At 51.8% G+C, this 26,629-nt stretch carries 20 protein-coding genes; 9 read left to right on the top strand and 11 right to left on the bottom strand.

Annotation, left to right across the window (positions count from 1 at the left end):
- Together EDM55_RS15330 and refZ are read right to left on the bottom strand one after the other, a co-directional pair.
- Positions 1-2,478: a septation ring formation regulator EzrA gene (locus EDM55_RS15330; RefSeq protein ID WP_122960681.1), complete on the bottom strand. Its 2,478-nt coding sequence runs from the start codon at positions 2,476-2,478 to the stop codon at positions 1-3.
- Between the two features lie 47 nt (positions 2,479-2,525).
- The gene (refZ, locus tag EDM55_RS15325) at positions 2,526-3,128 is read right to left on the bottom strand and encodes a forespore capture DNA-binding protein RefZ (protein WP_092268840.1); all 603 of its coding nucleotides are present in this window, start codon (positions 3,126-3,128) and stop codon (positions 2,526-2,528) included.
- A 192-nt stretch (positions 3,129-3,320) separates the two neighbouring features.
- Here refZ and EDM55_RS15320 point away from each other — a divergent pair, with 192 nt between their 5' ends.
- Positions 3,321-4,163, top strand: coding sequence for an endonuclease/exonuclease/phosphatase family protein (locus EDM55_RS15320; protein WP_122960680.1), 843 nt, complete (start codon positions 3,321-3,323; stop codon positions 4,161-4,163).
- 28 nt (positions 4,164-4,191) lie between these two features.
- Here the strand turns inward: EDM55_RS15320 and EDM55_RS15315 are convergent, their stop codons facing one another.
- From EDM55_RS15315 to EDM55_RS15300, 4 genes are all read right to left on the bottom strand, one after another.
- A complete protein-coding gene (locus EDM55_RS15315) occupies positions 4,192-5,109 on the bottom strand; it encodes a hypothetical protein (protein WP_122960679.1) in 918 nt (305 codons plus the stop codon).
- A gap of 70 nt (positions 5,110-5,179) precedes the next feature.
- Positions 5,180-6,175, bottom strand: a complete 996-nt coding sequence (locus tag EDM55_RS15310) for an MBL fold metallo-hydrolase (RefSeq protein WP_122960711.1) — start codon at positions 6,173-6,175, stop codon at positions 5,180-5,182.
- 72 nt (positions 6,176-6,247) lie between these two features.
- Entirely contained in the window at positions 6,248-8,491 is a 2,244-nt protein-coding gene (locus tag EDM55_RS15305) for a sensor domain-containing diguanylate cyclase (protein ID WP_122960678.1), read from the bottom strand.
- Positions 8,492-8,529: 38 nt separating this feature from the next.
- Positions 8,530-9,111: a histidine phosphatase family protein gene (locus EDM55_RS15300; protein WP_092268830.1), complete on the bottom strand. Its 582-nt coding sequence runs from the start codon at positions 9,109-9,111 to the stop codon at positions 8,530-8,532.
- 233 nt (positions 9,112-9,344) lie between these two features.
- Between EDM55_RS15300 and EDM55_RS15295 the strand changes: the two genes are divergently transcribed.
- From EDM55_RS15295 to EDM55_RS15265, 7 genes are all read left to right on the top strand, one after another.
- Positions 9,345-11,651 carry an S-layer homology domain-containing protein gene (locus tag EDM55_RS15295; protein ID WP_122960677.1) on the top strand — a complete coding sequence of 769 codons (2,307 nt, stop codon included), beginning with the start codon at positions 9,345-9,347 and terminating at the stop codon, positions 11,649-11,651.
- A 279-nt stretch (positions 11,652-11,930) separates the two neighbouring features.
- Positions 11,931-12,530 (top strand): 30S ribosomal protein S4, encoded by a 600-nt coding sequence (rpsD, locus tag EDM55_RS15290; protein WP_092268826.1) that lies wholly within the window; start codon positions 11,931-11,933, stop codon positions 12,528-12,530.
- Positions 12,531-12,824: 294 nt separating this feature from the next.
- On the top strand, positions 12,825-13,958 hold the full coding sequence (locus tag EDM55_RS15285) for an NADH-dependent flavin oxidoreductase (RefSeq protein WP_122960676.1): 1,134 nt from the start codon (positions 12,825-12,827) through the stop codon (positions 13,956-13,958).
- Between the two features lie 191 nt (positions 13,959-14,149).
- A complete protein-coding gene (locus EDM55_RS15280) occupies positions 14,150-17,287 on the top strand; it encodes a penicillin-binding protein 1A (RefSeq protein WP_122960675.1) in 3,138 nt (1,045 codons plus the stop codon).
- Positions 17,288-17,356: 69 nt separating this feature from the next.
- Positions 17,357-17,989: an N-acetyltransferase gene (locus tag EDM55_RS15275; protein ID WP_092268820.1), complete on the top strand. Its 633-nt coding sequence runs from the start codon at positions 17,357-17,359 to the stop codon at positions 17,987-17,989.
- Between the two features lie 41 nt (positions 17,990-18,030).
- Positions 18,031-18,675, top strand: coding sequence for an acetoin utilization AcuB family protein (locus tag EDM55_RS15270; RefSeq protein ID WP_092268818.1), 645 nt, complete (start codon positions 18,031-18,033; stop codon positions 18,673-18,675).
- Positions 18,672-19,829 (top strand): acetoin utilization protein AcuC, encoded by a 1,158-nt coding sequence (locus EDM55_RS15265; RefSeq protein ID WP_122960674.1) that lies wholly within the window; start codon positions 18,672-18,674, stop codon positions 19,827-19,829. The genes EDM55_RS15270 and EDM55_RS15265 overlap by 4 nt, the downstream gene beginning before the upstream one ends.
- 113 nt (positions 19,830-19,942) lie before the next feature.
- Here the strand turns inward: EDM55_RS15265 and EDM55_RS15260 are convergent, their stop codons facing one another.
- From EDM55_RS15260 to EDM55_RS15245, 4 genes are all read right to left on the bottom strand, one after another.
- Positions 19,943-20,884, bottom strand: coding sequence for a 5'-methylthioadenosine/adenosylhomocysteine nucleosidase (locus tag EDM55_RS15260; protein WP_122960673.1), 942 nt, complete (start codon positions 20,882-20,884; stop codon positions 19,943-19,945).
- 38 nt (positions 20,885-20,922) lie between these two features.
- Entirely contained in the window at positions 20,923-21,933 is a 1,011-nt protein-coding gene (gene ccpA / locus EDM55_RS15255; protein ID WP_092268813.1) for a catabolite control protein A, read from the bottom strand.
- Between the two features lie 117 nt (positions 21,934-22,050).
- Entirely contained in the window at positions 22,051-22,359 is a 309-nt protein-coding gene (locus tag EDM55_RS15250) for a metal-sensitive transcriptional regulator (RefSeq protein ID WP_092268811.1), read from the bottom strand.
- Between the two features lie 128 nt (positions 22,360-22,487).
- On the bottom strand, positions 22,488-23,585 hold the full coding sequence (locus EDM55_RS15245) for a bifunctional 3-deoxy-7-phosphoheptulonate synthase/chorismate mutase (RefSeq protein WP_092268809.1): 1,098 nt from the start codon (positions 23,583-23,585) through the stop codon (positions 22,488-22,490).
- A gap of 333 nt (positions 23,586-23,918) precedes the next feature.
- Between EDM55_RS15245 and EDM55_RS15240 the strand changes: the two genes are divergently transcribed.
- On the top strand, positions 23,919-26,093 hold the full coding sequence (locus EDM55_RS15240) for a cell division protein FtsA (RefSeq protein WP_122960672.1): 2,175 nt from the start codon (positions 23,919-23,921) through the stop codon (positions 26,091-26,093).
- A 109-nt stretch (positions 26,094-26,202) separates the two neighbouring features.
- Here the strand turns inward: EDM55_RS15240 and ytxJ are convergent, their stop codons facing one another.
- Complete coding sequence (ytxJ, locus tag EDM55_RS15235; RefSeq protein WP_092268803.1) at positions 26,203-26,529, bottom strand: bacillithiol system redox-active protein YtxJ; 327 nt, start codon at positions 26,527-26,529, stop codon at positions 26,203-26,205.
- Positions 26,530-26,629 lie beyond the last annotated feature (100 nt).

Raw genomic sequence — 26,629 nt, 5'->3', positions numbered from 1 at the left:
TCACCCTTTCTTCTTACGTCGCAAGAGCCAGCGCGTCTCTGCTTCCTCTGGTGCCCCTTCGACTACGAGGCGCGCTTCTTCTGCCAATTGATAGGCTTCCGCAAACGCCAGCTGTCTAAACGACTGCTCCGCCTTCGTCAGCAAATCGTTTACCTGGCGATTTTGTCTGCGATAGCGGTTCGTATATTGGATGGCCCCTTCCGCCAGCTGGCAGGTGGAGATGACCCGCTCTGCCATTCGCTCCGTCTCGGCCACCAATTCGTTGGCGTCCGTGATTAGGATAGCGACTTCCTCCAGATCGTAGCGGTATTCCTCCATGATTCCTTTAATTTGAGCCAGCGTTTGAACCACTTCTTCAAACAAGTATTTCAAATGATCAGGGATGCCCGGCAGATAGCTTCTTTTGATCTGCTGACGAACGCGGACCAGTGTTCCCGAAATCCGTTCCAGCTCGTCCAGTGCATCGTCTTCGGTCTCAATGAGCAGATGGGCAGGTTCGGCTTCCTGTTTGGACTCTTCCCACTCCGGCTGGCGCTTTGGAATCACTAATTCGTATTCTTCTTCGTCCACGTCATCGGGTTCTACTCGCTGCTGGGCAGGAGGGGCAGCTTGACGAGGAGCATTCGGAAACGGGATGGCTTTCGCGTTCAGCAGGACTTCCCGCTCTGCCTTGCTCAGCTCTGTTACTGGCTCTATCTCTTCGTCCTCTACCATGTCTTTTTCGTAATCGTAAGCTGCCACGCCAGCAGGCTCGGCACGTTTATACTGATAGACCGGCTCCTCTTCTACTTGCTCTTGATAGGATGCCCGGTCCTGTGCAAGCTCTTGCATTTGATCAGCTTTTACTTGGGAAAACGCATACTTGCTACCCGCAGCTTGATCTTGGTGAGCAAAAACCTCTTCCACTGTTACCCGCTCCACTGTTGCTGGTTCAACATGTACCGGTTTCGTCTCGCTCACCTGGGAAGCCTGCTTGGCCAAAGCAGCTGCAGACGCAGCCTCTCGCTGTGCCAACACCAGCTCTTCCAAGCTCTGATACGTAGCATCCATCAAAACTTCAAATGCCTTTTGATGTGTCTGAACCATTTCCAGACTGCCTTCCTCCAGCGCGCTTTTCGCTGCAGTCAGGAGCTGCTTCGCCTGCATCAGTGAATTGTCCAGCCCGTTTTGTTCTAGCTGAAACCCGCCGCGCACAGCCTGATCGATTCCCTCTTCCAGCTGCTTAAACTCTTCCGGCAGCTCTTTTTTGACACGATTCACCAGAGCCGGGATCTGCTCCATCGCTTTCGTTACGCTCTCGAGCAGCTGCTGTGCTTTTAGCGTCGTTTCGTACGCTTGAATATCATCACCTGCAGCCCGTGAAGTTTTTACCAGACTGCGCATTGTTTCGATTTCATCCAGCTTCCCTTTTAACTCATGGAACGAGAGCCCGTATTCCAGACGCAAGTCAGACAGTTTTCTTTCGACCTGCTCCACCTGCTTGCCGATTTCTGGGATGACGACCTTCGTTTCCTGCTTGGTTACCGCGACCTGCGTCGTATCCGTCTTCAGGTCTGCCAGTTCCTGCTCAATCTGGGTGATTGCCTCTCTCGCTTCGTCCAGCATGCCGAGCGCCAGAGTAAAGCGGAAGCGGTCACACGCTTCCTCGGCATCGAGGATCATCATTTCCACATCAGGGATGCGGATGCGCAGCAGGTTTTCCTTTTTATCCGCGATGTGATGGTAGCGCACCTCCGTCATACCACTAGAGCGGCGCATTGGCTTATCCACTTCGATCACATTGATTTTTTCGACCAGCTCTTCCTTCCAGTCTTCCACTTCATCTACTTGAGCGAAAATCGCGCGCCGGCGAATCATCGCGTAAATCAGCGCGATAGACAGACCAGCAAAAACGACTCCGATCAGGTAGATCCACCAAGGAATACCGCCGAGTCCAGAGTCTGCCTTCTCTTTGGCTTCCTCGCCCGCTTGACCTGCATCAGCTGTCCCCGCTGCTGCTTGGTTCGTCTGCAGTCGATCCATCTCTGTGTTGACCTCGTCGATGAGGGTTTGAATCCCGGTTAAATACTGCTTCTGGTTACGAAAAGGCTCGAAGTAGGAGTTGATTTTGTCGTGAAGCATCTCCATGTTCGCGCCTTTTGTTTGCAAGGCTGGTCCCGCGTAAACGCCAAGCTGCTCCGTATCCATGTCCAAGACGAGCATCAAGGCATCCTCTGCCAAATTGTAGTTGTCAAAGAGCTTTTGCGCGTAAACATCGGGAGACTCCGCTTCCGGAGACGTGCTTTCTACTACGACGACCTTGTAGCTTCCCGGGCTTTCCTTTAGCTCTTCTGCAAATTTCGTTCGGTCTTCCTTTTTCAAATAGTTATCCGCGTCTTGGACGACTTCATCCGTTTTGTCAGGAAACGGCGTCGCAAAAGCCGGATTCGCATATAGCAACATGCCTGCCAGACAGAGCATGAATAATGATCGTTTCACTTGTTATACAACCCCTTAGCGTCTTTATTCATGGGAGAGGGTACTGCTTATGTGGGAAGCAAGCATGCTCGAAGATAGCGCATGATGGAGGCTTGCAGCCATAAGGCGAACTCCTCGGAGTACGGTTCCAGATCATAAACCTGGCGAACCATTTGAGCCTGCAAAAATGGGTACGTCATTTGACTGATCACGGCCAAGACGACGCGGTCCGATGATATGGGTAGAAAATCACCAGTTGCCATGCCCTGCTCGATGACTCGAGACAAGCCATGCTTCCAGCGGCTGATGTACAGAGTGAGTACTTCTCTTGCCAGCATCGACTCGACACTCAGCTCACGTTGAATCAAACGGGTGATTGGCGCATGTTCGCATTGAAAGCTTACATAGAGAGCTACGACCTTTTCCAGCCGCTCAAAGAGAGGGATTTCTTTACACTCGGTCTCCTGCTCCTCTATACGGCGAAACAACGTATCAAAATAAGAGGCGATCAAGGTTTCCAGCACGCCTTGCTTTCCTTGAAAATGGTAGGAAATCAGCGCGGAGTTTACCTGTGCCTCCTCGGCAATATGGCGAACGGAAGTACCTTTGTAGCCATGTATGTCGAACAGCTTGGCCGCTGCAGACAGGATGCGCATTTTCGTCTGATCCATTGCCTTGTTCCCTCCTGCTATTGGTTCATCACCAAGGCCAGTCAGGCATCTCATCTATTTTACAGAGGTTTCGACGTAAAAAGATAGTCTCGTTTGTTAGTTCGACAAACTTTTCCAGTATTCCTCCTGCATGTAGACAAGCTATGATAAAAAAAACCTCATAAAGTCGGTCTTGTCAGCAAAGGAGGTCCCATGCGCAAAAAATGGCTGTCACTCACCCTATGCCTTACATTCTTTGCTTTTCCGTCAGGGGGTACGCTCGTTCACAACCTGCCTGCCTCTGCAGCTCCGACTATGAGTGATTACGAACATACGCTGTCAGTCGTTACGTACAACATTCGCGGCTGCCGTACGGACGATGGAACCGCAGACCCCGCACTCATCATTTCTGCCTTAGAGCCCCTCCATGCCGATCTTATTGCTTTGCAGGAGGTAGACGTACGTTTGCCGCGCTCCGGCTTTGTCAATCAGCTCGCCACCATTGCCGCGGGCATGAACATGAACTACGCTTACGGCCCCTCGATCGATTTCGTCATCGGTCAATATGGAAATGCCCTGCTCAGCAAATATCCGATCCAGCAAGCCGACATGGTTGCCCTGCCTTCCCAATGGGAGCCGCGCAGCCTTCTGGATGTGACGGTCAACTGGGACGGAGAACCGCTGCACGTCCTGGTCACTCACTTAGGCGTCAAAAAGTCAGAACATAGCGAACAAACGGAATCCTTGCTCGCTTATTTGCACGAACAATCGTACAAAACCAGCCTGCTGCTTGGGGATTTCAACATGCTTCCTGGCGACCCATCGCTCGATTCCTTGCGAGCCTTTTATAAAGATCCGCTTTACGAGGAAAATCTCGGACTGCGCACGCTCAAGCATCCTGTCGTCCCAAGAGAAATTGACCGGATCCTGCATTCACCGGATTTAACCTACATGGATGCCGCAGCCCCTGCTGTCGGTCCTTCCGATCATTATCCGCTGCAGATGCATCTGACTCGCTCCTCCCTGCTCACGCAAGAAGCGGCCTCCTCCTACTAGAGAAAGACCGCTTCTTGGACGTATCGTATTACCTGGAGGATTGACTCTCGGTCGGAGTCGGCAGTGGCTTGACTCGCCCGTAATTTTGCAGGTAGGTTTCCACCTGGGAATGTTCATTGACTCGTTGTCCGTTCACGTCGTATTGAGAGCGGATAGACATCGTGATCGTTGTGGGGAGCATGCTGGTTCGATTGTAGTAGACAGTATAATCGGCATTGACATCCATCTGGTCAACAATTTCCCTTACGTTTGGCGCAGGGTTTGACTCCGACTGGATTCGCGGACCCTTTTGCCCCGTCGCACTCTTCTTCCACGATCCATCCGATAAAGCCATAGCCAGCTTCAGCCTGGGCTTGTGTGCAGCAGCAGACTGGATGTGGGAGCCGGCAGTCTGAGTGCCTTGCGTCTGTTCATTCATCTGGGTGACCAGCCAGTTTTTCAGCTTGGCAGAGTCCAGCGTGACCCGTATCGCTTCGACATCATCATTTGGATCTTCGTCGGGCAGCTGGCGTATGTTCTTTTGCATATCAGCCATCTGCGAAAAGCAGGAGGCAGGGTCCCAGTTGTCCATCTCCTGCTGATACGCCGCCTGTGTATGGGCGACATTTTTCCACGCTGCATCGCTTCCTTGCTTGGCGTACAGCTTGTCTCCTTGATGCAGCAGGCTAAGACTGTCCACTCTCTTTTCATCCGGCATCGACAGCTTCACATTCATGTACACGGCGTCTTTATCTTTTCGGCCTGAAAAGTTGACCACGTTGGCATTCGCGCTGTTTTCCGTCAGCAGCTTGGTACGACCATAAAAAGCGTAGGAATCCTGTGCGGAGAAATGATCGCGCACCTGATCAAAAGCCGAACTTGGGTTTTGCTTTACGCCCATTTGATTGCAGCCGGTCATGGACGTACATAAAAGGGTCAAGAGACAAATCGTCCAACCTTTGCGCATTACTGCCCCTCCTTCACGCTACTCTGGCAAGCCTCCACCATAGCGTCTCCAGGGCAGAAAAAGGTTATTCTTAGACCGAATAATAAAGAACGCCGTCCTGCTCCCGCACATCTACCTGGTGCAGGATCATCAGCAGATCGATATGACCCAAGGTTTCCGATAGCGTCAGCGGCAATTCCTTTTCATACAAGGTAGGAAAGAGCATCGCCGTCAGCTCGTACGCTGTCTTTTCTCCGTCTTTCAGCATCTTCCGGAGTGCATCTGTCCGCTCCCAGTTTTTCCGCAGTCTTGCGAGAATCAGCTCACGGTGATCCCGGACTGGCTCACCATGCCCGGACAGCACCATTTCAATATCCATGTCTGCGCACATCTCCAGTGCAGTCCGGTACTGAACCAATGTCAATGGGCGTACACGGCTACGGTCGCGTGGGGGCTCGATAAAAGCATTCGAGGATATCTTTTGGATGATGTGATCGCCCCCGATCATGATGCGGTCGGATGCTCGGTACAAGGACAGGTGACTCTGGCTATGACCAGGTGTGTAGAGGACTTGCCACTGCGACAGATTCGGCACCATCTGCTCGTGCTTCAACAGCATATCAATCTTGCTCGTCTGGGAAAATGTCTCCATGAGCTTGTGGAACCGCTCGATGATAAACATCTTTTCCTGGGGAACCCCACTCTGTTTGTACAGATCCGTAAAAAAACGATCATGAAAATCGATGAACTCTTTATCCAGCTCTATGTACGGTGCAGCTAGCGGATGTGCCAGTGTCTGCGCTTTGGATACCTGTCTGACCCGCTCCAGCAGTCCACAATGGTCCACGTGATGATGTGTGAGCACGACCTGTTCGATCTGCTCCACGCTGATCCCAATCGAATCCAATCCCGTTTGTAAAGCCTGCCATGCCTCCTCCGTAAGCGGGCCAACATCCACTAAAGTCAGCTTTTCCCCTTTTACGAGATAGACGTTGACCGGCCCTACTTTAAATGGGGTTGGCAGCTCCAGCCGAAATACATCTGGCGCCACTTCTTGCGCTCGCACGTACTGCTCTCGTGAAGTCATCTTTATCCCTCCGGAAACCTCTTCGTTTTTTGCCCGTTTCTTCTGAAAAAAGAAAAGAGCCATCGCTAGGCTCTATGCTAACACAACTTGGTTTCTACCCGAATTTTTTGCTTCGTATAACGCAATATCTGCCTGATGGAAGAGCGATTCGACACTTAAATCCAGCCCTAAGTCTTTATTCCATTTCGCAAGACCACACGAAATGGTGACTCGCGGTGACGTCTCCTGCTCCACACAATGTCTGATTCTCTCTGCGACACCATGTGCGGTAGACTTGTCCACGCGCGGCAAGTAAACGGCCAGCTCCTCGCCTCCCCAGCGCGCGGCAATGTCGCTGTCCCGAATGCTGTGGCGAATGAGATTGGAAACCTGAATCAATACCTCGTCCCCTACCTGATGCCCAAACGTATCATTCACCGTTTTAAAATAATCAATATCGATCAGGATCAAAGAGCCATAGGGATCTTTCTCCAGCGATGTCCGGACTCTTTCGTTCAGATGCCTGCGGGTGTACAAACCCGTTAAATTGTCCGTGATGACCATTCGTTCCATTTCGTTATGCAAAACAGCGTTTGTCATGGCGAGGCTGGCGTGTTGGCCGAAAATTTCAAGCAGCTTGTAATCATCAAAACTAAAAAAATGATAGCGTGAATCCGAAACAAGCAACACGCCGCTGATTTCGCCTTCGACGATCAACGGAACCCCCATCAACGAGCCACAAGGCAAGAGGGAAAAGGGCAGCGGCCCTGCTCCTGGCTGGGCGAGCAGAAGCGCCTGTTTGTTCTGCAAAATTTCCTGAAACGGTTTTTCATTTGCCAGCACGGTCTTGCCTGTGTACTCCGGCTGCGAGCTGGACAGAACGTCGAAGCGCTCCTCACCGGGTACTTTGCTCAGGATGGCGCAAAATTCCGCATCAAAGGTAGCGCCCATCATCGTGGTGACAAAATCCAAAATTTCTTTCAAATCAAGGCTGCGATTCAGCTGTCTCGCCATCTCATTGATCAGCCGAAGCTCGCGGATCAAATTGCGGGATTGCTGGTACAGCTGCGCGTTTTCAAAAGCAGTTCCTGCCGTATCCGCCAAGATTGCGATGTAGTCGGTTTCATGCTGACTAAGCGACACCCGCTGATCGGACGTAACCTGCAGCACGCCATAGATGCCCTGTTTTCCTAGCAAAGGCGCTGCTATGACGGTGACCGGCTGCTCGTCCTCCTCCCGCTTTTCTACAATCAGACGACCTTCCAGATATGCCCTCGTACTGGTTGTAGGCTCTGTCTCTTGAAAAGACAGCTGCTTGACTGGAGTGGTCGCGTTCGGCTCGACTGTGAGGAAGAGCTCGACGGACAGCTGCGGATACAAGCTGGGAATGCTCGTTACGATCTCATGCAGAACATCGTTCACATCAATAGACGCCTGTATCTTGGACATCAGCTGATACAGCAGATCCTTCTTTCCCGCTTCTCGCCTCAGATCGTCAGATGAAATGGCTCTCCACAGCGCACTGCTCGCCTTTTCACACACTTCCTGCAGAAAGGCGACGTCCCTTTCATCATAGAAAACGTCCGCTTCCTCCTGTGGCAAATGCAGGATTAATGCGTACAGCGGTGTGTAGTTGTGACTGATGGGAACAACGATGATCCGATTGCCATCCAGCACGGAAGGTGTCAATGCATCCTGACCAAAACGCAGGAGAATCTGGCTGATCTGGCTTGTCCCATACTCAGCAGGCTGTGTCGTCATGCACTCATGCGTTATGCACTGGCCGTTCTCCGAGAGCTTCACTGCCGAGCAGTACCCCTTTTGGATGATCTCGCTAATCTGACTGATCAAGCACTCCAGCAGATCGCGTGTGCTGTCGTGAAGATTGAGATCCATCACGATTTGACTGGTCGCATGCTGGATGTACGCATCATAGCCCATCCGTATCATCGGCTCTAGTCCTCGCATGTAGGCGAAGAGGTCCAAATCAAACTCCGCTTGGGAAGTCACGATCCCGATGACGGCGCGAATACGACCGTCGTACTCACGCAGAGGTATTGCCCCATAAAGCTTTGGGTCCCCCTCCCAAGTTTCTACGGTAATTTCCCTGGTGCTTGCTGTCTTTTCGATCAACTCCCGTACATTCCCGGAAGGTACAGAGTGTAGCATCAGGTCAAGTCCCCCGAGGTCCCCGGATTGGCCTACTTGCATCTCCATGAAGTTGATCACACGGCCCCCGGAATCTGTCAAGAAAAGGATGCCTGGGCGCTTTTCCGGCCATGATTGAAGAATAAAATGGGCCGTGTAGGAAAAGACCGTCTCTAACTTCCCCAACATTTTACTTGACACGAGATACTCCCTCTCTCAGCATTTTCTCAAATTTCCAAATGGTCTGTATTATTCACCTGCAAAACTTCCCACCGACCGTCTACATACCGGAACATCGTGATTCCCGTATTGTCGATCCGCGTAATCCCCGTTCCCTGTTCGCCTGCTGTCACGTAGTGCAAAAAGCTGTTGATAAGTCCGCCGTGTGATACGACCACGACCGATTCGCCCGGATGGTTCGAGGCTACTTCCGTCAAAGCCGTCACAGCGCGACTCTGCATGTCTTCAAACGTCTCGATTCCGCATGCCGCTTCATCTTGTGCTTCAAAACGGGCACGGATTTCTTCGTAGGTTAATCCCTCCCACTCGCCGTAGCACCGTTCCCGCAGCGTCATCCGTGTAGAGATGGACGAGCCTGATTGCTCCGCGATTCTCGATGCTGTGACACGCGCCCTGCTCAAATCGCTCGAGTAAACGGCGTGAATGATCTCTCCCTGAAAGCGACGGGCTACCTGCTCTGCCTGACGTAATCCAAGCTCATTCAAGTCGATATCGCTATGACCTTGTATGCGCCTGATCTGATTCCACTCTGTTTCTCCGTGGCGGATGAGGTATAGGATGGTTTCCAAAACGAAAATCTCCTTTTGCAAAGATTCTTAGAATAGTACTTTATATTATATAAGAAGCTTATACGCAATTCTAGATTGATAAAAAAACATTTGGGACAAATTTACCAATTTCCTTTCCTCGATAACGGTTCAGCCTGCCTTTCTTCTTTTTTCTTTCTGATCGTGAAACGACGATACTCTTTTGCTCGTCAGAGTGGTATGTGAAAATACTGACACCGTTGGAGGGATTACCCATGAAAACTTGGCTCGTCCGCTCGAGCTCCTTTCTATTAACTGCCAGTCTGGTATTGCCAGTGCTTCCGGTCCATGCGCAAACGCCATTGGCTGCTTCCAGCCAGGCGCTCCCGATACCTGCTCAGCCAAACAGCGCGATGCTCGCTGCTGCCAGCAAAGTAAAGCTCTCAAAAGAAGATGCCGTGACTCTGGCGCAGAAGCTGGTACCTACAAGCGGCCTTGCGCTCGATCAAGTTTCGTTTCGCTCTGCCGATTCCTGGCGGCCCTTTCCAGAGTGGTCCTTCAGTTGGGTGAAAAAGGTAGCGAACAGCGAGGAAATCCTGCTCTCATATACAGTTAGCATCCATGCCAATACAGGCGAAGTGACTGCCTACTCTCGCTATGATCGAGGAGCTTCCAACCTCCCATACGCCAAGCGAATCTCTTATGACGATGCGCGCAAGCAGGCAGAGAGCTTCCTGTCCAAGTACAATTCTGGCAAAGCCGAACAGACTCGCTTGTACACACGCGACATGCCGACACCAAAGACTCCGCTGAACTCGGACATTAACTATAGCTTCCGATTTGTCCGGGTCGTAGATGGCGTTCTCTTTCCTGACAACAGCGTGGACATCATTGTCAATGGCGCAGGAACGGTAGTGGGCTATTCCCTCATGTGGAACGACGTCACCTTTGAAAAGCCTGCCAAAGCCATCTCGCAGGAAGAAGCCGAAAAGGAAATGCACGCTCAGGCGCAGGCCCGCCTCTCCTACCTCATGGCTTGGGAAAAGGAGGGAGTGGATCGCAACAAACCGATCTTGGCTTATCAAAACCCGTTCTCGTTTTACATCGATGCTTCGACTGGTGAGGCCATGACTCTGTTCTCGCTGACGCCTCTCGATAAAGTCAAGGAGCCGACACCTGTCAGCAGCAAGCCTTTGCCTGCGCGTCATACGGGCAAAACCCTTTCTCAGGATGACGCGGTCAAGTTTGCGGCGAGCACCTTTGATCTGGACAAATACGAGCTGCGCTCTGCCAATTACAGCGAAAAGGACTACCGCGGCAATCGTCCGGTCTGGAACCTGGAGTATGGGGAAAAAGACAATCGCAACGGCGGCTATGCCTACGTATCCATCGATGCTCAGACTGGCGATATTTACGCCTTTAACAAAGACATCCGCCCATTAAAGGATAAGGACACTTCTTCCACCAAGAAAATCGAAACAGACAGTCTCAAAGAAAAAGCAGCGGAAAATATTCGCAAATGGTCCCCGACCGCCGCGAATCAGCTGTATTGGCAGGACCGCTCTCAGGAAGAATCATGGCAAAATGATGGCGACCGATACACCGTGTCGTTCCAACGCTATCTAAACGGCGTCGCAGCAGCTTCTGGCTCCTCTTCTCAGACTTTCGATACCACAACGGGCGAGCTTCTCTCCTATTACACTGAGTTTGGCAGCGAAACGTATCCATCCAAGCTGCCCAAGCATTTGAGCGAGGAGGAAGCCGTCGCTGCCTGGCAGAAGGAAGTAGAAACCGAAGCGGTCTACGTCCTGACGCCTTTGAGCAAGGAAGACAACCTGAAAATGCAATCGCTGCCTTCCTACATGCCAAAGAGAACGGCCAAATTGGTCTACCGAGCGACCGCTACGCCGTTTGAACAGCCATACTTTTTCGATGCTGTCACAGGAGAATGGCGCTCCCAATCCTCTGGAAAAGTCATCAGCCTTCACCGTCCGGCACCTTCTGACCTGAAGGGAGACCCTGCCGAAAAAGAATTGATGCTGATGTATGAATATGATGCTCTCTCCCTCGTCGACGGTAAAATCATGCCGCAAAAACAGATCACCCGCGGCGAGATGATTGAGATGCTGATGATCAGCTTAAACAATGGACGCTTCTATCCGACTTATGCATCCGATCGCAAGGCCACTTACAGCGATGTGGCAAACGGATCCCGCTACTTCTCTGCCGTCGAGGCGGCTGTCGATCGCGGTCTGCTCGTGAAAAATGGGGCCACGCTCAATCCGGATCAACCGATCAATCGCGAAGAGCTGGCTGACATGATCGTACGTGCGCTTGGGTACAGCAAGCTGGCGGACTACTCCAACATGTTCCAGTCCAGCCTGACGGATATCGCAGGTACCAAGCATCGCGGCTCGATCGTGATCGCTACGACTTTGGGCATCATGACGACCGACAAGCAAACCTTTAAGCCACAAGCGAAGGTCTCCCGTGCCGATGCAGCTGTGTCCTTCACCCGTTTCCTCGAAAAACGCGGGGAAGAGCAGGATGGTTTCACGGCCATCGAGCAAGTCAAAGAGTAGGAGGCGTGGCGCCATCCACACTAGGGTGGCGCCTTTCTTTTCCCTTGACTTCACTCTGCCGATCCTTGTATTATTGAATGTATGTGTACAGGGTAGCATTGATTGCAGGTAAAAACGGAAGGATGTACCCTCTTAGTTCCCTCCCTTTCAGGCAGCGGCTGAACTACCTGTGAGGAGCACGATGCGGAAACGCTACCGTCCGAAGTTCGTGTAGATAAAGTAGGAACTAACCTGTCGGAAGTAAACACCTGCGAATCCATATTAAAGGAGAATGAAAACATGTCACGTTACACAGGACCTCGTCACAAACTGGCCCGTCGTCTGGGTATTTCCCTCGATGGTACAGGAAAAGACATCAAACGCAACTTCCCTCCAGGTCAACACGGTCACAACAACCGTCGTAAACTGAGCGAGTATGGAATTCAGTTGCAAGAAAAACAAAAACTGCGCCACATGTTTGGCTTGAACGAAAAACAATTCCGCCGCACTTTCGACCACGCGAGCAAAATGGCTGGCGTAGTGGGTGAAAACTTCATGAAATTGCTGGAATCCCGCCTGGACAACCTGGTATACCGTATGGGCTACGCTCCAACTCGCCCAGCTGCTCGTCAGTTGGTAAACCATGGTCACTTCCTGGTAAACGGCAAAAAAGTGAACATCCCATCTTACCGTGTTCAACCAGGTGATGTGATCTCCATCCGCGAGAAATCCCGTGGTCTGGAAATCATCAAGAACTCCCTGGAAGGCCGCAACTTCCTGCCTAACTATGTAACTTTCAACGATGCTGCTGCTGAAGGTACCTTCACTCGTCTGCCTGACCGTGAAGAAATGCCAGCTGAAATCAACGAAGTTCTGATCGTTGAGTTCTACAGCCGTTAATCGACTTGAAAAAAAGAGTAGCGCCGCTCGTCGGCCTACTCTTTTTTTATTTCGGCAAGGCTAGGCGCGAAAGCCCTCTCCTCATCGGCGAGCGAAGTCGCTCGTTCCCATCTTGCACTTTCGAAAAGTTATTACCTTGACCACAGTTAGTGCTCTCCCTATAATTGTAAAGCATCGACGCTGCTGCTAACCGTCCTCTCGCTAAATAGGGACGTACTTCCCCTGTCAAATAGGGAAGAATGTTAGGGGCATCATTTGTATGTATTCTCACGCAGAAATGAGGGAGAGCAGCACATGAATCCAAAATACCAGCCATTCTTCGATACATTTCGCTTCCGCAGTGGTGTAGAAGTGAAAAATCGTTTGGTCATGGCCCCCATGACTACCTACTCCGGCAATCCGGATGACACCGTCTCCAAAGGTGAGCTCACTTACTATGCCCGCCGTTCGAGGGGCGTCGGCATGGTCATTACCGCTTGCACGTACGTCACCGCAAATGGCAAGGGATTTCCAGGCGAATTTGCCGGAGACCGCGACGAAATGATCCCAAGCCTGCGTTCCCTGGCTACAGCAATCAAGGAGCAGGGAGCCAAAGCAGTGCTGCAAATTTTTCATGCAGGTCGGATGAGTCCCCCTGAGCTCGTCCCCCATGGAAAAACGGTAAGCGCAAGTGCAGTAGCCGCAGAGCAGCAGGGTGCCCCTGTCCCTTCCGAGCTAACAGATGCGGAAATCCAGGACATCATCAAGGCTTTTGGGGAAACGACACGCCGTGCCATTGAAGCAGGCTATGATGGCGTCGAGATTCACGGTGCCAACGGCTATCTGGTCCAGCAATTTTTCTCCCCCCACTCCAACCGACGCAATGACCACTGGGGTGGAAGCTTGGAAAAGCGTATGCGCTTCCCGCTCGCCGTTGTGGACGAGGTCAAACGTGTCGTCGCCGCGCACGCAAAACAGCCTTTCCTGATCGGATACCGCTTTTCACCGGAAGAGGCGGAAACACCAGGAATCACGATGGCAGATACGCTCTTTCTCACAGACGCACTCGCTCAAAAGGAGCTTGATTATCTGCACGTATCATTGATGAATTTCTGGTCCACGCCGCGCAGCGCGGAAGGAACTCGCTCGGAAACGCGACTTGAGCTTATTCAAAAGCAAGTCGCAGGTCGCGTTCCCGTCATGGGAGTTGGCTCCATCCGTACAGCGGACGAAGCCCTCCAAGCTTTTGAAACAGGTGTCCCGCTGCTCGCTCTTGGCCGCGAGCTGATCATCGAGCCTGAGTGGGTCGAAAAGGTGCAGAATGGGCAAGAAGCCGACATTCAGGTGGAGATTGATAAAAACGATCAGGCCCGCTTGGACATTCCAGATCCACTCTGGCATGCTATCCTCCATACACCCGGCTGGTTCCCGATCTCACAGAAGGTATAAAGCTCGAACAGTTGGATAATGGTACTTCTACAGTAAAAGAGGGTGCCTGCCCAGTAGTTGACGCTGCTGAGCAGATCCCCTCTTTTTTTCCTTTTTCCGACGGTTTCTGACCTCCCTCTTGTCGTCTCAGCTTCTATCCTCCCGGTTCCTCCTATGGTATAATCAGGATGTATGCTAGGGGGTCATAGACTATGTCGAACAGCCACAATTCTTCCTCTGAACCGACGAAGAAAAAACGCCGAAGAAGCCGCGGCCGAATGATCTGGATTGCCATTCAGCTGCTGTTTTTACTGGGAGTAATGGGAGGCGTCGTTGCAGGAGGAATCGTGACCGGTTATGTAGCCGCATTGGTGAAAGACGAGCCTGTGCGCAACAAGGAGGAACTCGAAAAGAAGATTTTCACGAACTATCTGACTGGATTTGCCTATTACAATGACGGCTCTTTGATCGGACAGCTCCGAGCAGAAGAAGGCGACAGGCGATTGGTGAAAAAAGCAGACGTTTCTCCCTATTTGATCAACGCAATCATCGCAACGGAAGACAAAAACTTTTATCATCACAAAGGGGTAGTTCTGCAATCCACCATCCGCGGTGCCATTCAGGATTTTACCAATCAGCCCGTGGTAACTGGAGGCAGTACGATCACCCAGCAGCTCGTCAAAAATACGATTCTTACGGCGGAAGTAAGCCATTCCCGCAAAGCCAAGGAGATTTTTAGCGCCTTGCGGATCGAGCGCATGTTTTCCAAAGATCAGATTTTGGAAGCTTACATGAATGAGATCTACTTTGGGAAAAATGCGAACGGTTCCAACGTTTATGGTGTACAAGCAGCCGCAAAAGGGATTTTTGGCAAGGATGTCAAGGAACTGAACCTCAGCGAAAGCTCCTACTTGGCAGGGATGATTCAAAACCCAGGCGCCTATACCCCGTTTGCAGCCGAGGGCTATGAGCGCGGAAAAGAACGCCAAAAGATGGTTCTCGATCGGATGCTGGAGAATGGATACATCACTCAGACTCAGTACGATGGAGCGAGCAAAGCGGATCTCAAAACCGCGCTTGCCAAGCCAACGGAGCAAGCTTATCGAGAAGTTCCTTTCCTCATGATGGAAATCGAGGACAGGGCAGCCCGTCAGCTGGTCGATGCTGACCTGAAGGAAAAAGGCAGAGACAAAAACACTGTTGGCCGCAATGAGTATCGCCAGCTCGTAGAAGAGAAGCACCGCGATATTCTCCGCAATGGGTACAAAATTCATACGACAATCGATAAGAACGTGTACGCGACCATGCAGGCCGTCGCGAACGACCCGAAAAATTTCGGAAAAAACCGTTCGTATACGATCCGCCGCTCGAACGGCAAAACAGAAAAAATCGAGAATGCTTTGGAAGAAGTCGGCGCAATGCTTATCCACAACAAGACGGGGGCAATTCTCGGCATGATCGGTGGGCGCGACTTTAAAGTGGAACAAACCAACCATGCCACCGTACCTCGTCAGCCGGGGTCGTCGATGAAGCCGCTCGCAGCCTACGCTCCTGCCTTTGAGCTGGGCATTCTGCAGCCTGCTTCCCCGCTCGACGATTCACCAGTTTTGCTGGCAGACGGTCAGAACGGTACTCACCTGCCGATGAACTGGAACAACAAATGGCAAGGAATCATGAGTGCACGGGAAGCCTTGCGGATGTCCTGGAACATTCCAGCCATCAAAACCTATCTCAAAGTAGGCATTCCGACCGCACTCGAGTATGTGAAAAAGACGGGAATCACCACGCTGGTGGATGCGGATAATTACGCCTCTACAGGGGTAATCGGTGGACTTACATACGGAACGACCGTTGAGGAAATGACAAATGCCTACGCCACCTTCGCCAACCATGGCTCCTTCGTGGACGCTTATCTCATCGACTCCGTTGAGGACAGCACGGGCAAGGTCATTTACAAGCATGAGTCGCAGCCCGTTCAAGTGTACAGCGAACAAACCGCTTATCTGATCACCGATATGATGCGCGATGTTGTCAATGCCGGTACTGGTACACACATCCGCAAATACGTTCCGAAAAAAGTAGACGTCGCAGGCAAAACCGGTACGACCAACAGCAGCAACGACTTGTGGTTTGTTGGCTACACGCCGCAGCTGTCCATGGGCGTTTGGGTAGGCTTTGATGAGCCGTACCCGATGCCGGACGCCGACAAGTATGTCCCGATGGTCGTCTGGGGTAAAGTCATGAAGGAGATCATTGAGAAACAGCCGAACCTCTCTCCTCCGACTGACACGTTCAAGAAGCCGGAAGGGATCGTCAGCGCGACCGTAGACTCGAAATCAGGGCTTTTGCCAAGCGAGCTTTCCAAAGAAGCCGGTCACGTCATCACCGACTTGTTCAACCGTCGCTTCGTTCCTACCAAGATCGACGACTCGCATCAAAAAGCGCGGATCGTCACCTATAATGATGAGCGCTACCTCGCGAAGGAAGGCACACCGGATGACTTTGTCACAGAGGGTATCTTCTATCGCTCACCTGACCCGCTCGCGACCAAAGAGCAGATTCAGGCGAAAAATAAAAAGGTGGCCATTCACCCGCCTGACTGGGAAAAGCGACTTCCGGACCTGGAAGATCCACGCACCGATGTCTCTGGCATTCCGCAGTCACCAACTGGCGTGGCTGCAAGCAGCAGCGGGCAACAGAATGTGCTCAACTGGCAGTCAGCTAAGGAAGCAGATCTCCTCGGCTATCGCATCTATCGGGCTGACAGTCAAAATGGCTTTACCCGAATTGGCACCGTCAAGGATCCATCTGTATTGACCTTTACCGATACAGGAGCGGCATTGGGCGACGTCGGCTATTATGTGACAGCTGTTGATGTCACAGGTCAGGAATCACAGCCGTCAGCGATTGCCACGAGCGGTTCTTCGACACATACCTGGCAGCTCCCAGACCCGAATACAGAAACGGGCAATACAGATATCCCAAGTAATTCGAATGAACCTGGCACTCCAGGGACGACTGTACCAAACGATGGCCAAAACCCAACTTCTCCTGGAGACGGCGGAAGCAGCACGAATCCCCCGTCGACACCGAAGTCGCTGTCCCTGCATTCTGCGGGAAGCGGAGTGAAGCTGCAGTGGAAAGCAAATGCGTCAGCTGAGCAAGTCATTGCGTACAACATCTACTTCAAGCCGGATGCAACAAGCGGTTTCCTGCTCATCGATACCGTATCTGGCACAAGCTATACCCATACCACCGATGTGAAAAATGGAAGCTACTACATCACAGCCGTGAATAGTTACGGAGAATCGTCACATTCCAACAATGTAACTGCCAGTGGCTCCGAATAACGTAAAAGAAGAAGCAGAGATGGTCTTATGTGCCATCTCTCTTTTTCTACAAGCACGAGGAGGGATCTGATGGAACACGTCAAGCGTTACCACTCGCTAAAGACGATTGTGAACGGAAGAGAACTGTTGATTGAAGGCCCTATTTCGGGAAGTGAGCTCGCCTCCTACCGCTTCGATGATGGCTTAATAGCTTTTCGTATTCCCGAGCAGCAGCACCAGGCTCTGATTGAAATTGCGGATCTTCCTGAGGGCCGCATCATTGTCGCCCGCGAAGACGATCTCGTTCTTGGATATGTGACGTTTCTCCATCCAGACCCGCTCGAGCGCTGGTCACAAGCGAAGCTGCCCGATCTTCTGGAGCTGGGGGCCATTGAGATCAGCCACTTGATCCGAGCAGGCGGCGTAGCGAAAAAGCTGTTGGAGGTCTCCTTTGCTGATGACGCCATGGAGGACTACATTATCATTACGACTGAGTATTACTGGCACTGGGACTTGAAAGGGACTGGCCTGGATGTGTGGCAGTATCGGAAGGTGATGGAAAAGGTCATGGGAAGTGTCGGCATGGTATGGATGGCGACTGATGATCCGGAAATCTGCTCGCATCCTGCCAACTGCCTGATGGCCAGAATCGGCAAGCGCGTTCCCCCTGAATCAGTCGAAGCTTTTGATGGGATGCGTTTTCAAAATCGCTTTCTTTATTAGAGCCATCGACACCCTCTCGGAGAAAAAAGGAGGCTTCTCTCATGCGTATTGAGGATATTATGCGGAAAAAGGTCATCACGGTCAGTCCTTCCACTTCTATCGGGGAAGCACTCCTGTTGCTCCGTACCAATCGGATCAGGCATTTGCCCGTACTAGAAGAAGAGCGGCTGGTAGGGCTCGTCTCGGACCGTGATTTGCGCGATGCTCTCCCCTCTCATCTGCTGACCCACGAAGATGACGACATGATTCTGCAAAAACACGTCTCGGACATCATGAGCAAGCAAGTCATCACAGCTCATCCACTCGACTTTATCGAGGATGCAGCAGCCCAAGTCTATGAGCATAAAATCGGATCTCTCCCGATTGTCGAGAACGAACGGCTCGTCGGGATGATTACCGAATCCGATTTGTTTTCCAGTCTGATTGAACTGTTTGGTGTCAACCGGCCAAGCTCTCATATCGAGGTGCAGGTCGATGATCGTGTCGGCGCTCTTGCCGAAGTCAGCCAGGTTTTCCGGGATGCGCATGTCAACATTTGCAGTGTCTTGGTCTATCCAGCTCAGAACCCACCACAAAAAAACCTGGTCTTCCGCGCACAGACCATCGACCCACGCCCTCTGATCCAGCAGCTGACCGACAAAGGCTTCACCGTCGTCTGGCCAAAAGAAGGAGGGAGCCTTCTTTGAGTCGCAACTCCCGCCTCATCTACTCGCCAGATTATACAAACTACTACTTCCATGACGAGCATCCTTTCAACCAACGGCGCTTGCTGCTCACGCATGACTTGATGAGCATGTACGGCCTCCTGGACGAATCGGACATCGTTCCTCCCCGCTTCGCTACGGATGAAGAGCTGGAGCTGGGACACGATTCCCGCTACATCCAGTTTGTTCGCGATCAAGGCCATAGCGATACGGAGCTTCCTCTCGCTGCCAGCTACGGGCTGGGTACCGAGGATGTCCCCTGCTTCGCGAATATGCACGAATCCGCCTCCCTGATCGCCGGAGGGACCTTGAATGCCGTAGACCTCGTTATGAACGGTCAAGCCGAGCATGCTTTCAATCCGGCAGGCGGACTTCATCACGCTTTTCGGGGTCGGGCATCTGGCTTTTGCATTTACAACGACTGCTCTGTCGCCATTGCCTACATACGCAAAACGTGGAACGCACGCGTCCTGTACATCGACACAGATGCCCATCACGGGGATGGCGTCCAATGGGCCTTTTACGACGATCCGAATGTACTGACCGTCTCCATGCACGAAACCGGAAAGTACTTGTTTCCTGGCACCGGCAATTTGACCGAGCGTGGCGATGGAAGCGGTTACGGGTATTCCGTCAACGTTCCGCTTGATGCTTTTACGGAAGACGACTCGTATCTCGCGATTTATCAGGAGCTGGTGACCAAGCTTGCACACGGCTTCAAGCCCGACGTCATATTGACCCAAAACGGCTGTGATGCCCATGCGTTTGACCCGCTCACCCATCTGTCCTGTTCCATGAAAATCTATCAGGCGATCCCTCGATTGGCGCACCAGCTCGCCCATGAGCTGTGCGGGGGGAAATGGATTGCGGTTGGCGGCGGAGGCTATGATATTTGGCGGGTCGTCCCTCGCGCCTGGACCTTGCTGTGGAGCGAGATGACAGACCAGCCATTGTCTGACGGACCACTACCCGCTGCCTGGGCAGAGCGCTGGCAGCCTCACTCTGAGCTGGTATTGCCAAAGCGCTTGTTTGACGAGCCATTCCCTGCCATCCCACGACGCGCTGAGATCACGCAAAAGAATCTAGTAACGTTGGAGCGCGCCATGATGTATGCTCCTATCTCCTCTGAGTCATGATGGTTTGTCTCCTAAATAAAGAGAAGCGTACAGATCCCGTATCCCTCTGATACGAAAACCTGTACGCTTCTCTTTGTGTATGATAGTCACTATGAGCACTTCGTTGCCAAAGGCTAGTTGGATGACAGGCTGCTCACGAGCTGCTCCAGCTCAGCTGGCTGATACCCTTTTACCGCTTTGTCGCCGACGACTGTCACAGGAACACCCATGAAGCCAAAGCGCTCCACTTCCTCCTGATAGGCGCGGCTAGTCATAACATCGCGCACTTCAAAAGCAAGTCCCTTGGCGGTCAGCCATTGCTTGACCAGATTGCAGTCAATGCAGTTCTGTGTGGAGTAGACGATGACCGCAGAACCTTCCGAAGCTGCCGTCAGCATATTGCGGACAATCGCATAGGATCGCTCGGAGGCGAGTTTTGTGAATTCCACAAAGTTGACATGCGCAGAACCATCCGCCTTGTCCGACATGGAGCGCACGACGACGAATGGCACATCATTCATCGCGCAAACTTGTCCGACGGAAGCTCCTTCCATTTCCGTGCAATGCGCTTCAAACTGCTCATACAGCCACTGTACTTTTTCGCGGCTGGCAACGAACTGGTCGCCGGACAGGATGCGTCCGCTCACTACCTGCACATCTGCCTCTAGCTTTTGACCAGCATCGATCGCTTGCTGCATCAACTCTTCATCGGCTTTCCAGACCCACTGCTCCGTAAACGGAATCTGACCTGGCGCAAAGCCGAGTGGCGATACATCGATGTCATGCTGGATGCAATCTGTCGAAACGACGATATCTCCAATATTCAGCGCTGGATGCACTGCACCCGCTACCCCTGTAAAGATCACCCGATCCACCTGGAACGTGTCGATCAAAATCTGTGTAGTAACCGCAGCGTTGACTTTTCCTACTCCCGATTTGCAGAGGACGACCTCTTTGCCTTCCATCTGGCCTTCATAGTAAGTAATGCCCGCTTTTACAGTTTGCTTTGTCTGCTGCATGGCTTCCAAATACAGTGCGATTTCTTCATCCATCGCACCAATAATGCCGATCCGCATCCCTAATTTCCTCCTCTTGCTCGTCCAATCTGCCCGTCTTATTCTTGCTCGGGTCTGGTGCTTTCTCTGTATTCGATTCGATGTGGCAGCAATACGACATGCTCTTCCACATGTTCATTGTTCATGTACTTGGTCAACAGGCGCATTGCAACTGCTCCGATATCATACATCGGCTGCACGACAGAGGTCAGACGCGGACGTACCATCTCAACCAGGCGGATATTATCATGCCCGATCACTTCCACATCGTTTGGCACGTTTAAACCGGAATCCTGGATCGCATGAATCGCTCCGATCGCCATCTCGTCGTTTGCGGCAAAAATCGCAGTAGGCGGTTCCGACAGCTGCAGAAACTGTTTTGTCTTTGTCAGACCGGACTCGTAGAAGAAGTTCCCGTTAGCAACGAGGTCTTCATTCAGTCCAATTCCCGCGTCAACCAACGCTTTTTTGTAGCCCTCAAAACGCATCAGACCACTCAGTGGATCATTCAGCGGTCCAGTAATCATCGCGACACGCTTGTGACCGCGGTCGATCAAAGCTTTTGTCGCATCGTATCCCGCTTGGAAATGATCAATCGTAACAGATGGCAGTGCGTTATCTGCATCGCGAGTCGCTGCCAGAACGGTTGGTACGGATGTGCTAGTGAGCGCCTGCAGATGATCTTCCTTGATCTCCGCACCCATGAACAACAGCCCGTCCACCTGTTTTTCCAGCAATGTATTGATTAATTGCAATTCCTTTTCCATTCTTTGGTCGGAGTTGCACAAAATGATGTTGTACTTGTACATGGTCGCGATATCTTCAATCCCTCGCGCCAACTCTGAAAAAAACAAACTGGAGATATCCGGGATAATGACACCGACCGTTGTTGTCTTTTTGCTGGCGAGTCCTCGCGCTACCGCATTTGGACGATATCCCAATCGTTCAATTGCAGCTAATACTTTTTTCCGGGTCAACGGCTTCACATTGGGATTTCCGTTGACAACCCGGGACACGGTCGCCATCGAAACCCCCGCTTCTCTAGCCACGTCGTAGATCGTAACCGGCATCACACACCCTCACTTTCCCCATTTAATGGTTTTCATAATCATTTTCATAAATATATGCACCTATGATACGACAAGCTGTACGTGGTTGCAATTGTTTTTAGCTTGTCTCTATACGCGTTACTTCATTAATTTATTCATCGTTTTCAGCAGTTCGTCAATGACTTCCTCGTCCCCCTGCTGAATCCGCTCCATGACACAGCTGCGCATGTGCCCTTCGAGTAGGATCTTGCCCACTGCGTTCAGCGCGGATTGGACTGCCGCGATCTGGTTCAGGATGTCATCACAGTACACATCCTTCTCTACCATTCCGCGAATCCCGCGAATTTGGCCCTCTACGCGATTGAGACGGGACACGAGGTTTGACTTGATCTTGTCAGAACGCATCGTTGAACGTTCAGCCGAGCAGCATTGGTCGTGTTCATTCATCCGGCACATCCCCCTTCTGCCTTAACAGCACGTAAGTCTAGCTTACTTGCTCACCATCTGTTCGTCAAATTAGAAGAGGCCTCTCCTGCGTGCAGGAAAGACCTCCGACTACACTTTACGCTTTCAAATTAACCGCGTGCAGCGACTACTTCACCTTTGTACAGACCAGAAGCGAGCAGATCGTCAACAAATTTGTTGAAGTCTGGGATGTTCAGCTGTTGTTTGGCATCGGACAAAGCCACGTCTGGATCCGGGTGAACTTCGACCATGATACCGTCAGATCCGACAGCGATACCCGCTTTTGCGGTAGGCAAGAGCAGATCGCGACGACCAGTAGAGTGTGTCACGTCTACGAACACTGGCAAGTGCGTTTCTTGCTTCAGGAGTGGTACTGCCGAGATGTCCAGTGTGTTGCGAGTCGCTTTTTCATAGGTGCGGATACCGCGCTCACACAGCATGACTTGCGTATTGCCCTCGGACAGGATGTATTCTGCAGCGTAGATGAATTCTTCGATCGTTGCAGACAAACCGCGTTTCAGCAGGATCGGCTTGTTCAGACGACCAGCTGCTTTCAGCAGTTCGAAGTTTTGCATGTTGCGTGCACCGATTTGGATCACGTCGATGTATTGGCTCGCCATTTCCAGGTCAGCTGGAGTCACGATCTCGCTGATGGTAACGAGGTTGTACTCATCGCCGATGCGCTTGAGGATTTGCAGGCCCTCTTCACCCAGACCTTGGAAATCGTATGGGGACGTGCGAGGCTTGTATGCTCCGCCGCGAAGCGTACGCAGACCGCGCTTCACATGGTTCTCCGCGACTGCTTTTACTTGCTCATAGCTTTCTACCGAGCAAGGACCTGCGATCAGGATCGGATTGCCGGCACCGAACTCTACGCCTTTTACCGTGATTACTGTATCTTCCGCCTGCTTTTTGCGGCTGACGAGCAAAACCTTTTTCTTATCGTCGTTTTGCAATTCGAGGGATACTTGGAAGATTTGTTTGAAAAGATGACGAACTGTATTGTCATTGAATGGGCCTTTGTTGTTTTCTACCAGCTGGTTGAGCATTTGACGCTCGCGCTCTGGATCGAATCGGTTGCTGCCCTGTTTTTCTTTTTCTTTGCCCAGCTCTTGTACCAGGGTCGCGCGCTTGTTGATCAGATCGAGAATTTGCAGGTTGATTTCGTCAATCTGTTTGCGCATGTTATCAATCAAATCGTGTGCCATGACTCTCCACTCTCCTCTTTTTATTTGCAAATAAGATTTTATAAAAACCTCATTTACCTAAGTACAACGAAGGCATTGCCCAAAAGCCCAGTTCAGTATGGTTTTCTGATCAGCCACTACGGGTACTTTTCGATAAATTAGGGTTATTATAATCGATTCAAATGCCCTTGTCAGCAGTTTAGCGCCAAAAAGCGCGAAAGTAAATTGTAAATATTGGTCAACGCGCAGAAGATTCCTTTATTCGACAGGATTCTCCTTGATCGAAGTCGAATAAATTGGATAGATGTACATATTTTGCATGGTATTCATCCAGAACGAGGAGTGACCTTACCTTTGTCTGCGCATACAGAAACAGCCAAATCAGAGCTGATTTTTTCTTTAGATATCGGGACACGCAGCGTAGTCGGACTGATCGTGGAAGCGATCGGTGAGCAATACCGCGTTCTTGATTGTGCGATCAGAGAGCACGACGAGCGCTCCATGCTCGATGGGCAAATCCACGATATCGTGGCGGTAGCCAAAGTCATCCAGCAAATCAAAGAGGAGCTGGAACAAAAGTACGGACCGCTTCATCAAGTAGCTGTTGCAGCAGCAGGACGTTCCTTGCGTACTCGTCGGGTACGGACTGACATGCCGCTTGCCCGTCATGCCTTTATCAACCGTGAAGATGTGCTCACGCTGGAATTCGCTGCCGTGCAGGAGGCCCAGGCCGAGCTGGCGCAGGAGCTGAAGGATCAGGACGTTACCCGTTATTATTGCGTCGGGTATAGTGTGGTCAACTACCACCTCGATGGCGAGTTGATCGGCAGCTTGATCGATCAGCGCGGGGATACAGCCAGCGCAGATGTCATTGCTACCTTTTTGCCTCGCGTGGTTGTCGACTCCCTGATCGCCGCTTTGAAGCGCTGTGATCTGGAGATGCAGGCTTTGACTCTGGAGCCGATCGCCGCGATCAATGTGCTTATCCCTGTAACGATGCGCCGCCTGAATATCGCCCTCGTAGATATCGGAGCGGGCACCTCCGACGTCGCCTTGACCGAGGAAGGAGCCATCACAGCTTACGGCATGGTTCCGGTAGCCGGGGACGAGATCACGGACGCGCTGATGAATGCGTACCTGCTCGATTTTCCGATGGCGGAAGAGGTCAAGCGAGTTCTGTCCACACACGAAACCGTTACTTTCACTGACATTTTGGGAGTGGAGCAGACCTTGCCCTGCGCAGAGGTCATTGCTGCGATCGAGTCGGACATCCATTTGCTGGCGGAAAAAATCGCCTTTAAAATTCTCGAGCTGAACGGAAAAGCACCGCAGGCTGTCATGCTGATTGGCGGCGGCAGCCTCACACCCGGGCTGACAACAAAAGTGGCGCAGGTACTCAATATCCCAGCCGCTCGCGTTGCCGTCCGTGGAGGAGATGCCATCAAGCAGTACGTAGGCGATCATCCACTGCTCGGAGGACCTGAGTTTGTTACACCGGTCGGAATCGCGGTTGCGGCTCGTCGCCATCCTTTGCGCTACGTCACGGTGACTGTCAACGACATGCCTATCCGAATTTTTGACCTGCGGAAAATGACGCTGGGCGATGCCTTGATCGGAGCTGGCATGGACATTCGTCGACTCTATGGACGCCCTGGACTGGCGATGACCGTGACGATCAATGGCAGAATGAAGATGATACCAGGCAAGCACGGGACGCCGCCCGTCATCGAAAAGAACGGACAGGCTTCCAGTCTGGATGCTCCCTTGGAGGATGGAGATACCATCGTCGTTGTTGCAGGGGAGAACGGAACGGATGCTCAGGCAACTGCCAAGGACCTGTTCGACCAACTGGACACGTTGGAAATACACTGCAACGAACGGCCCCTGTCTCTTGGACCCGTTATCCTCATTAACGGGGAGCCGCAATCCCTTGATGCCGAGGTGCCAGATCGCAGCGAAGTGGAGATTCGTCTGCCGCGAACAGTTGGCGAAGCATTGCAGATCGCCGGGGTAGTTGACAGCTCGGAGCAGGAAACGACTCCGTACCAGTTCAGTGTGAACGGCCATACTTACACGCTTCCTTCCCGTACGGTCACGCTGGAGGTCAACGGAAAGCCTGCCACGCCATCGGATTCTATCCGTCAAGGCGATGAGCTGACCTACCGACTGGAAGAGGTATCCCTTCCCCCTATTCGCGAGGTAATCCCTCTCGAGGAATGGGTGCAGGAGTCCATTACCGTTCACTTCAATGGGGAGCGGGTCGTGATCCCTGTAGCCCATGTGACGATAACCATGGATGGCCGTACAGTACAGGACGTGGATTTGGTCGAGGATGGGGCTGTCATTACGGTCAAATCTGCCCCGGCCACCATTCCCGTTTTCAGTGACGTGTTCCGCTACGTCGACTTCTCACTAGAAAAACCGGATCGCGAAAGCATCTCGGGATTTGTCATGCTGTTAAATGGTGAGGTCGCCTCTTTCCAAACGGAGCTAAAAAGCGGGGACAAGCTCGAATTGTATTGGGAGTAAAAGCAGAAGAGTCGGCTTCGCTGCACGAAAACCGGATAGAATCGCATTCATTATTACCTGTATGAAAAAAGAGCTGCTCACTCCGTGGAGTTGACAGCTCTTTTCTCTATTAGGCCTTCACTGCTTCCGTGATGGAATCCTTGGTGATTTTCCAGTGGGACGTATGCCACTTTACTTGTCCGTCATCCAACAAGAAGATTTGCGGGGATTCATGCTTGATCCCGAAGCGCTCTGCGACTGCATTGGAAACGGGCCGGTCTTCGATGACGTGAATCACTGCTGCAGGTACGCTTTGCTCTTGCAAAAACGACTGGAATTCGGAATACGCCGTTGCGCTGATCGGGCAAGTCGTGCTGTGTTTAAACAAAAGTCTTTTTCCGCTCTCTGCGACAAACTGATTCAAATCCTCCGTGGAGGAAAGCTGTTTTTGTGCCACGCTGTATCTCTCCTTTTCATCTACCCTGTGGTTTTCAGTATACAGAAACAGGCAGCTGAAAGTCTACGTTACCGGTGCAGGAGAAATACATGTGCATTAG

Source organism: Brevibacillus centrosporus, from assembly GCF_003710815.1.
Lineage (GTDB): Bacteria > Bacillota > Bacilli > Brevibacillales > Brevibacillaceae > Brevibacillus > Brevibacillus centrosporus.
This window is presented reverse-complemented; position numbering and strand designations above follow the sequence as displayed.

Bases quoted from the DNA above. Each gene is read 5' to 3' on its own strand.
- rpsD (WP_092268826.1), top strand. From the start codon at position 11,931: ATGTCACGTTACACAGGACCTCGTCACAAACTGGCCCGTCGTCTGGGT.
- EDM55_RS15285 (WP_122960676.1), top strand. From the start codon at position 12,825: ATGAATCCAAAATACCAGCCATTCTTCGATACATTTCGCTTCCGCAGT.
- ccpA (WP_092268813.1), bottom strand. From the start codon at position 21,933: ATGCCGGTTACGATCTACGACGTGGCTAGAGAAGCGGGGGTTTCGATG.
- EDM55_RS15250 (WP_092268811.1), bottom strand. From the start codon at position 22,359: ATGAATGAACACGACCAATGCTGCTCGGCTGAACGTTCAACGATGCGT.
- EDM55_RS15320 (WP_122960680.1), top strand. From the start codon at position 3,321: ATGCGCAAAAAATGGCTGTCACTCACCCTATGCCTTACATTCTTTGCT.
- EDM55_RS15310 (WP_122960711.1), bottom strand. From the start codon at position 6,175: ATGACTTCACGAGAGCAGTACGTGCGAGCGCAAGAAGTGGCGCCAGAT.
- EDM55_RS15315 (WP_122960679.1), bottom strand. From the start codon at position 5,109: ATGCGCAAAGGTTGGACGATTTGTCTCTTGACCCTTTTATGTACGTCC.
- EDM55_RS15270 (WP_092268818.1), top strand. From the start codon at position 18,031: ATGCGTATTGAGGATATTATGCGGAAAAAGGTCATCACGGTCAGTCCT.
- EDM55_RS15260 (WP_122960673.1), bottom strand. From the start codon at position 20,884: ATGCGGATCGGCATTATTGGTGCGATGGATGAAGAAATCGCACTGTAT.
- EDM55_RS15305 (WP_122960678.1), bottom strand. From the start codon at position 8,491: ATGTTGGGGAAGTTAGAGACGGTCTTTTCCTACACGGCCCATTTTATT.
- EDM55_RS15295 (WP_122960677.1), top strand. From the start codon at position 9,345: ATGAAAACTTGGCTCGTCCGCTCGAGCTCCTTTCTATTAACTGCCAGT.
- EDM55_RS15280 (WP_122960675.1), top strand. From the start codon at position 14,150: ATGTCGAACAGCCACAATTCTTCCTCTGAACCGACGAAGAAAAAACGC.
- refZ (WP_092268840.1), bottom strand. From the start codon at position 3,128: ATGGATCAGACGAAAATGCGCATCCTGTCTGCAGCGGCCAAGCTGTTC.
- EDM55_RS15275 (WP_092268820.1), top strand. From the start codon at position 17,357: ATGGAACACGTCAAGCGTTACCACTCGCTAAAGACGATTGTGAACGGA.
- EDM55_RS15245 (WP_092268809.1), bottom strand. From the start codon at position 23,585: ATGGCACACGATTTGATTGATAACATGCGCAAACAGATTGACGAAATC.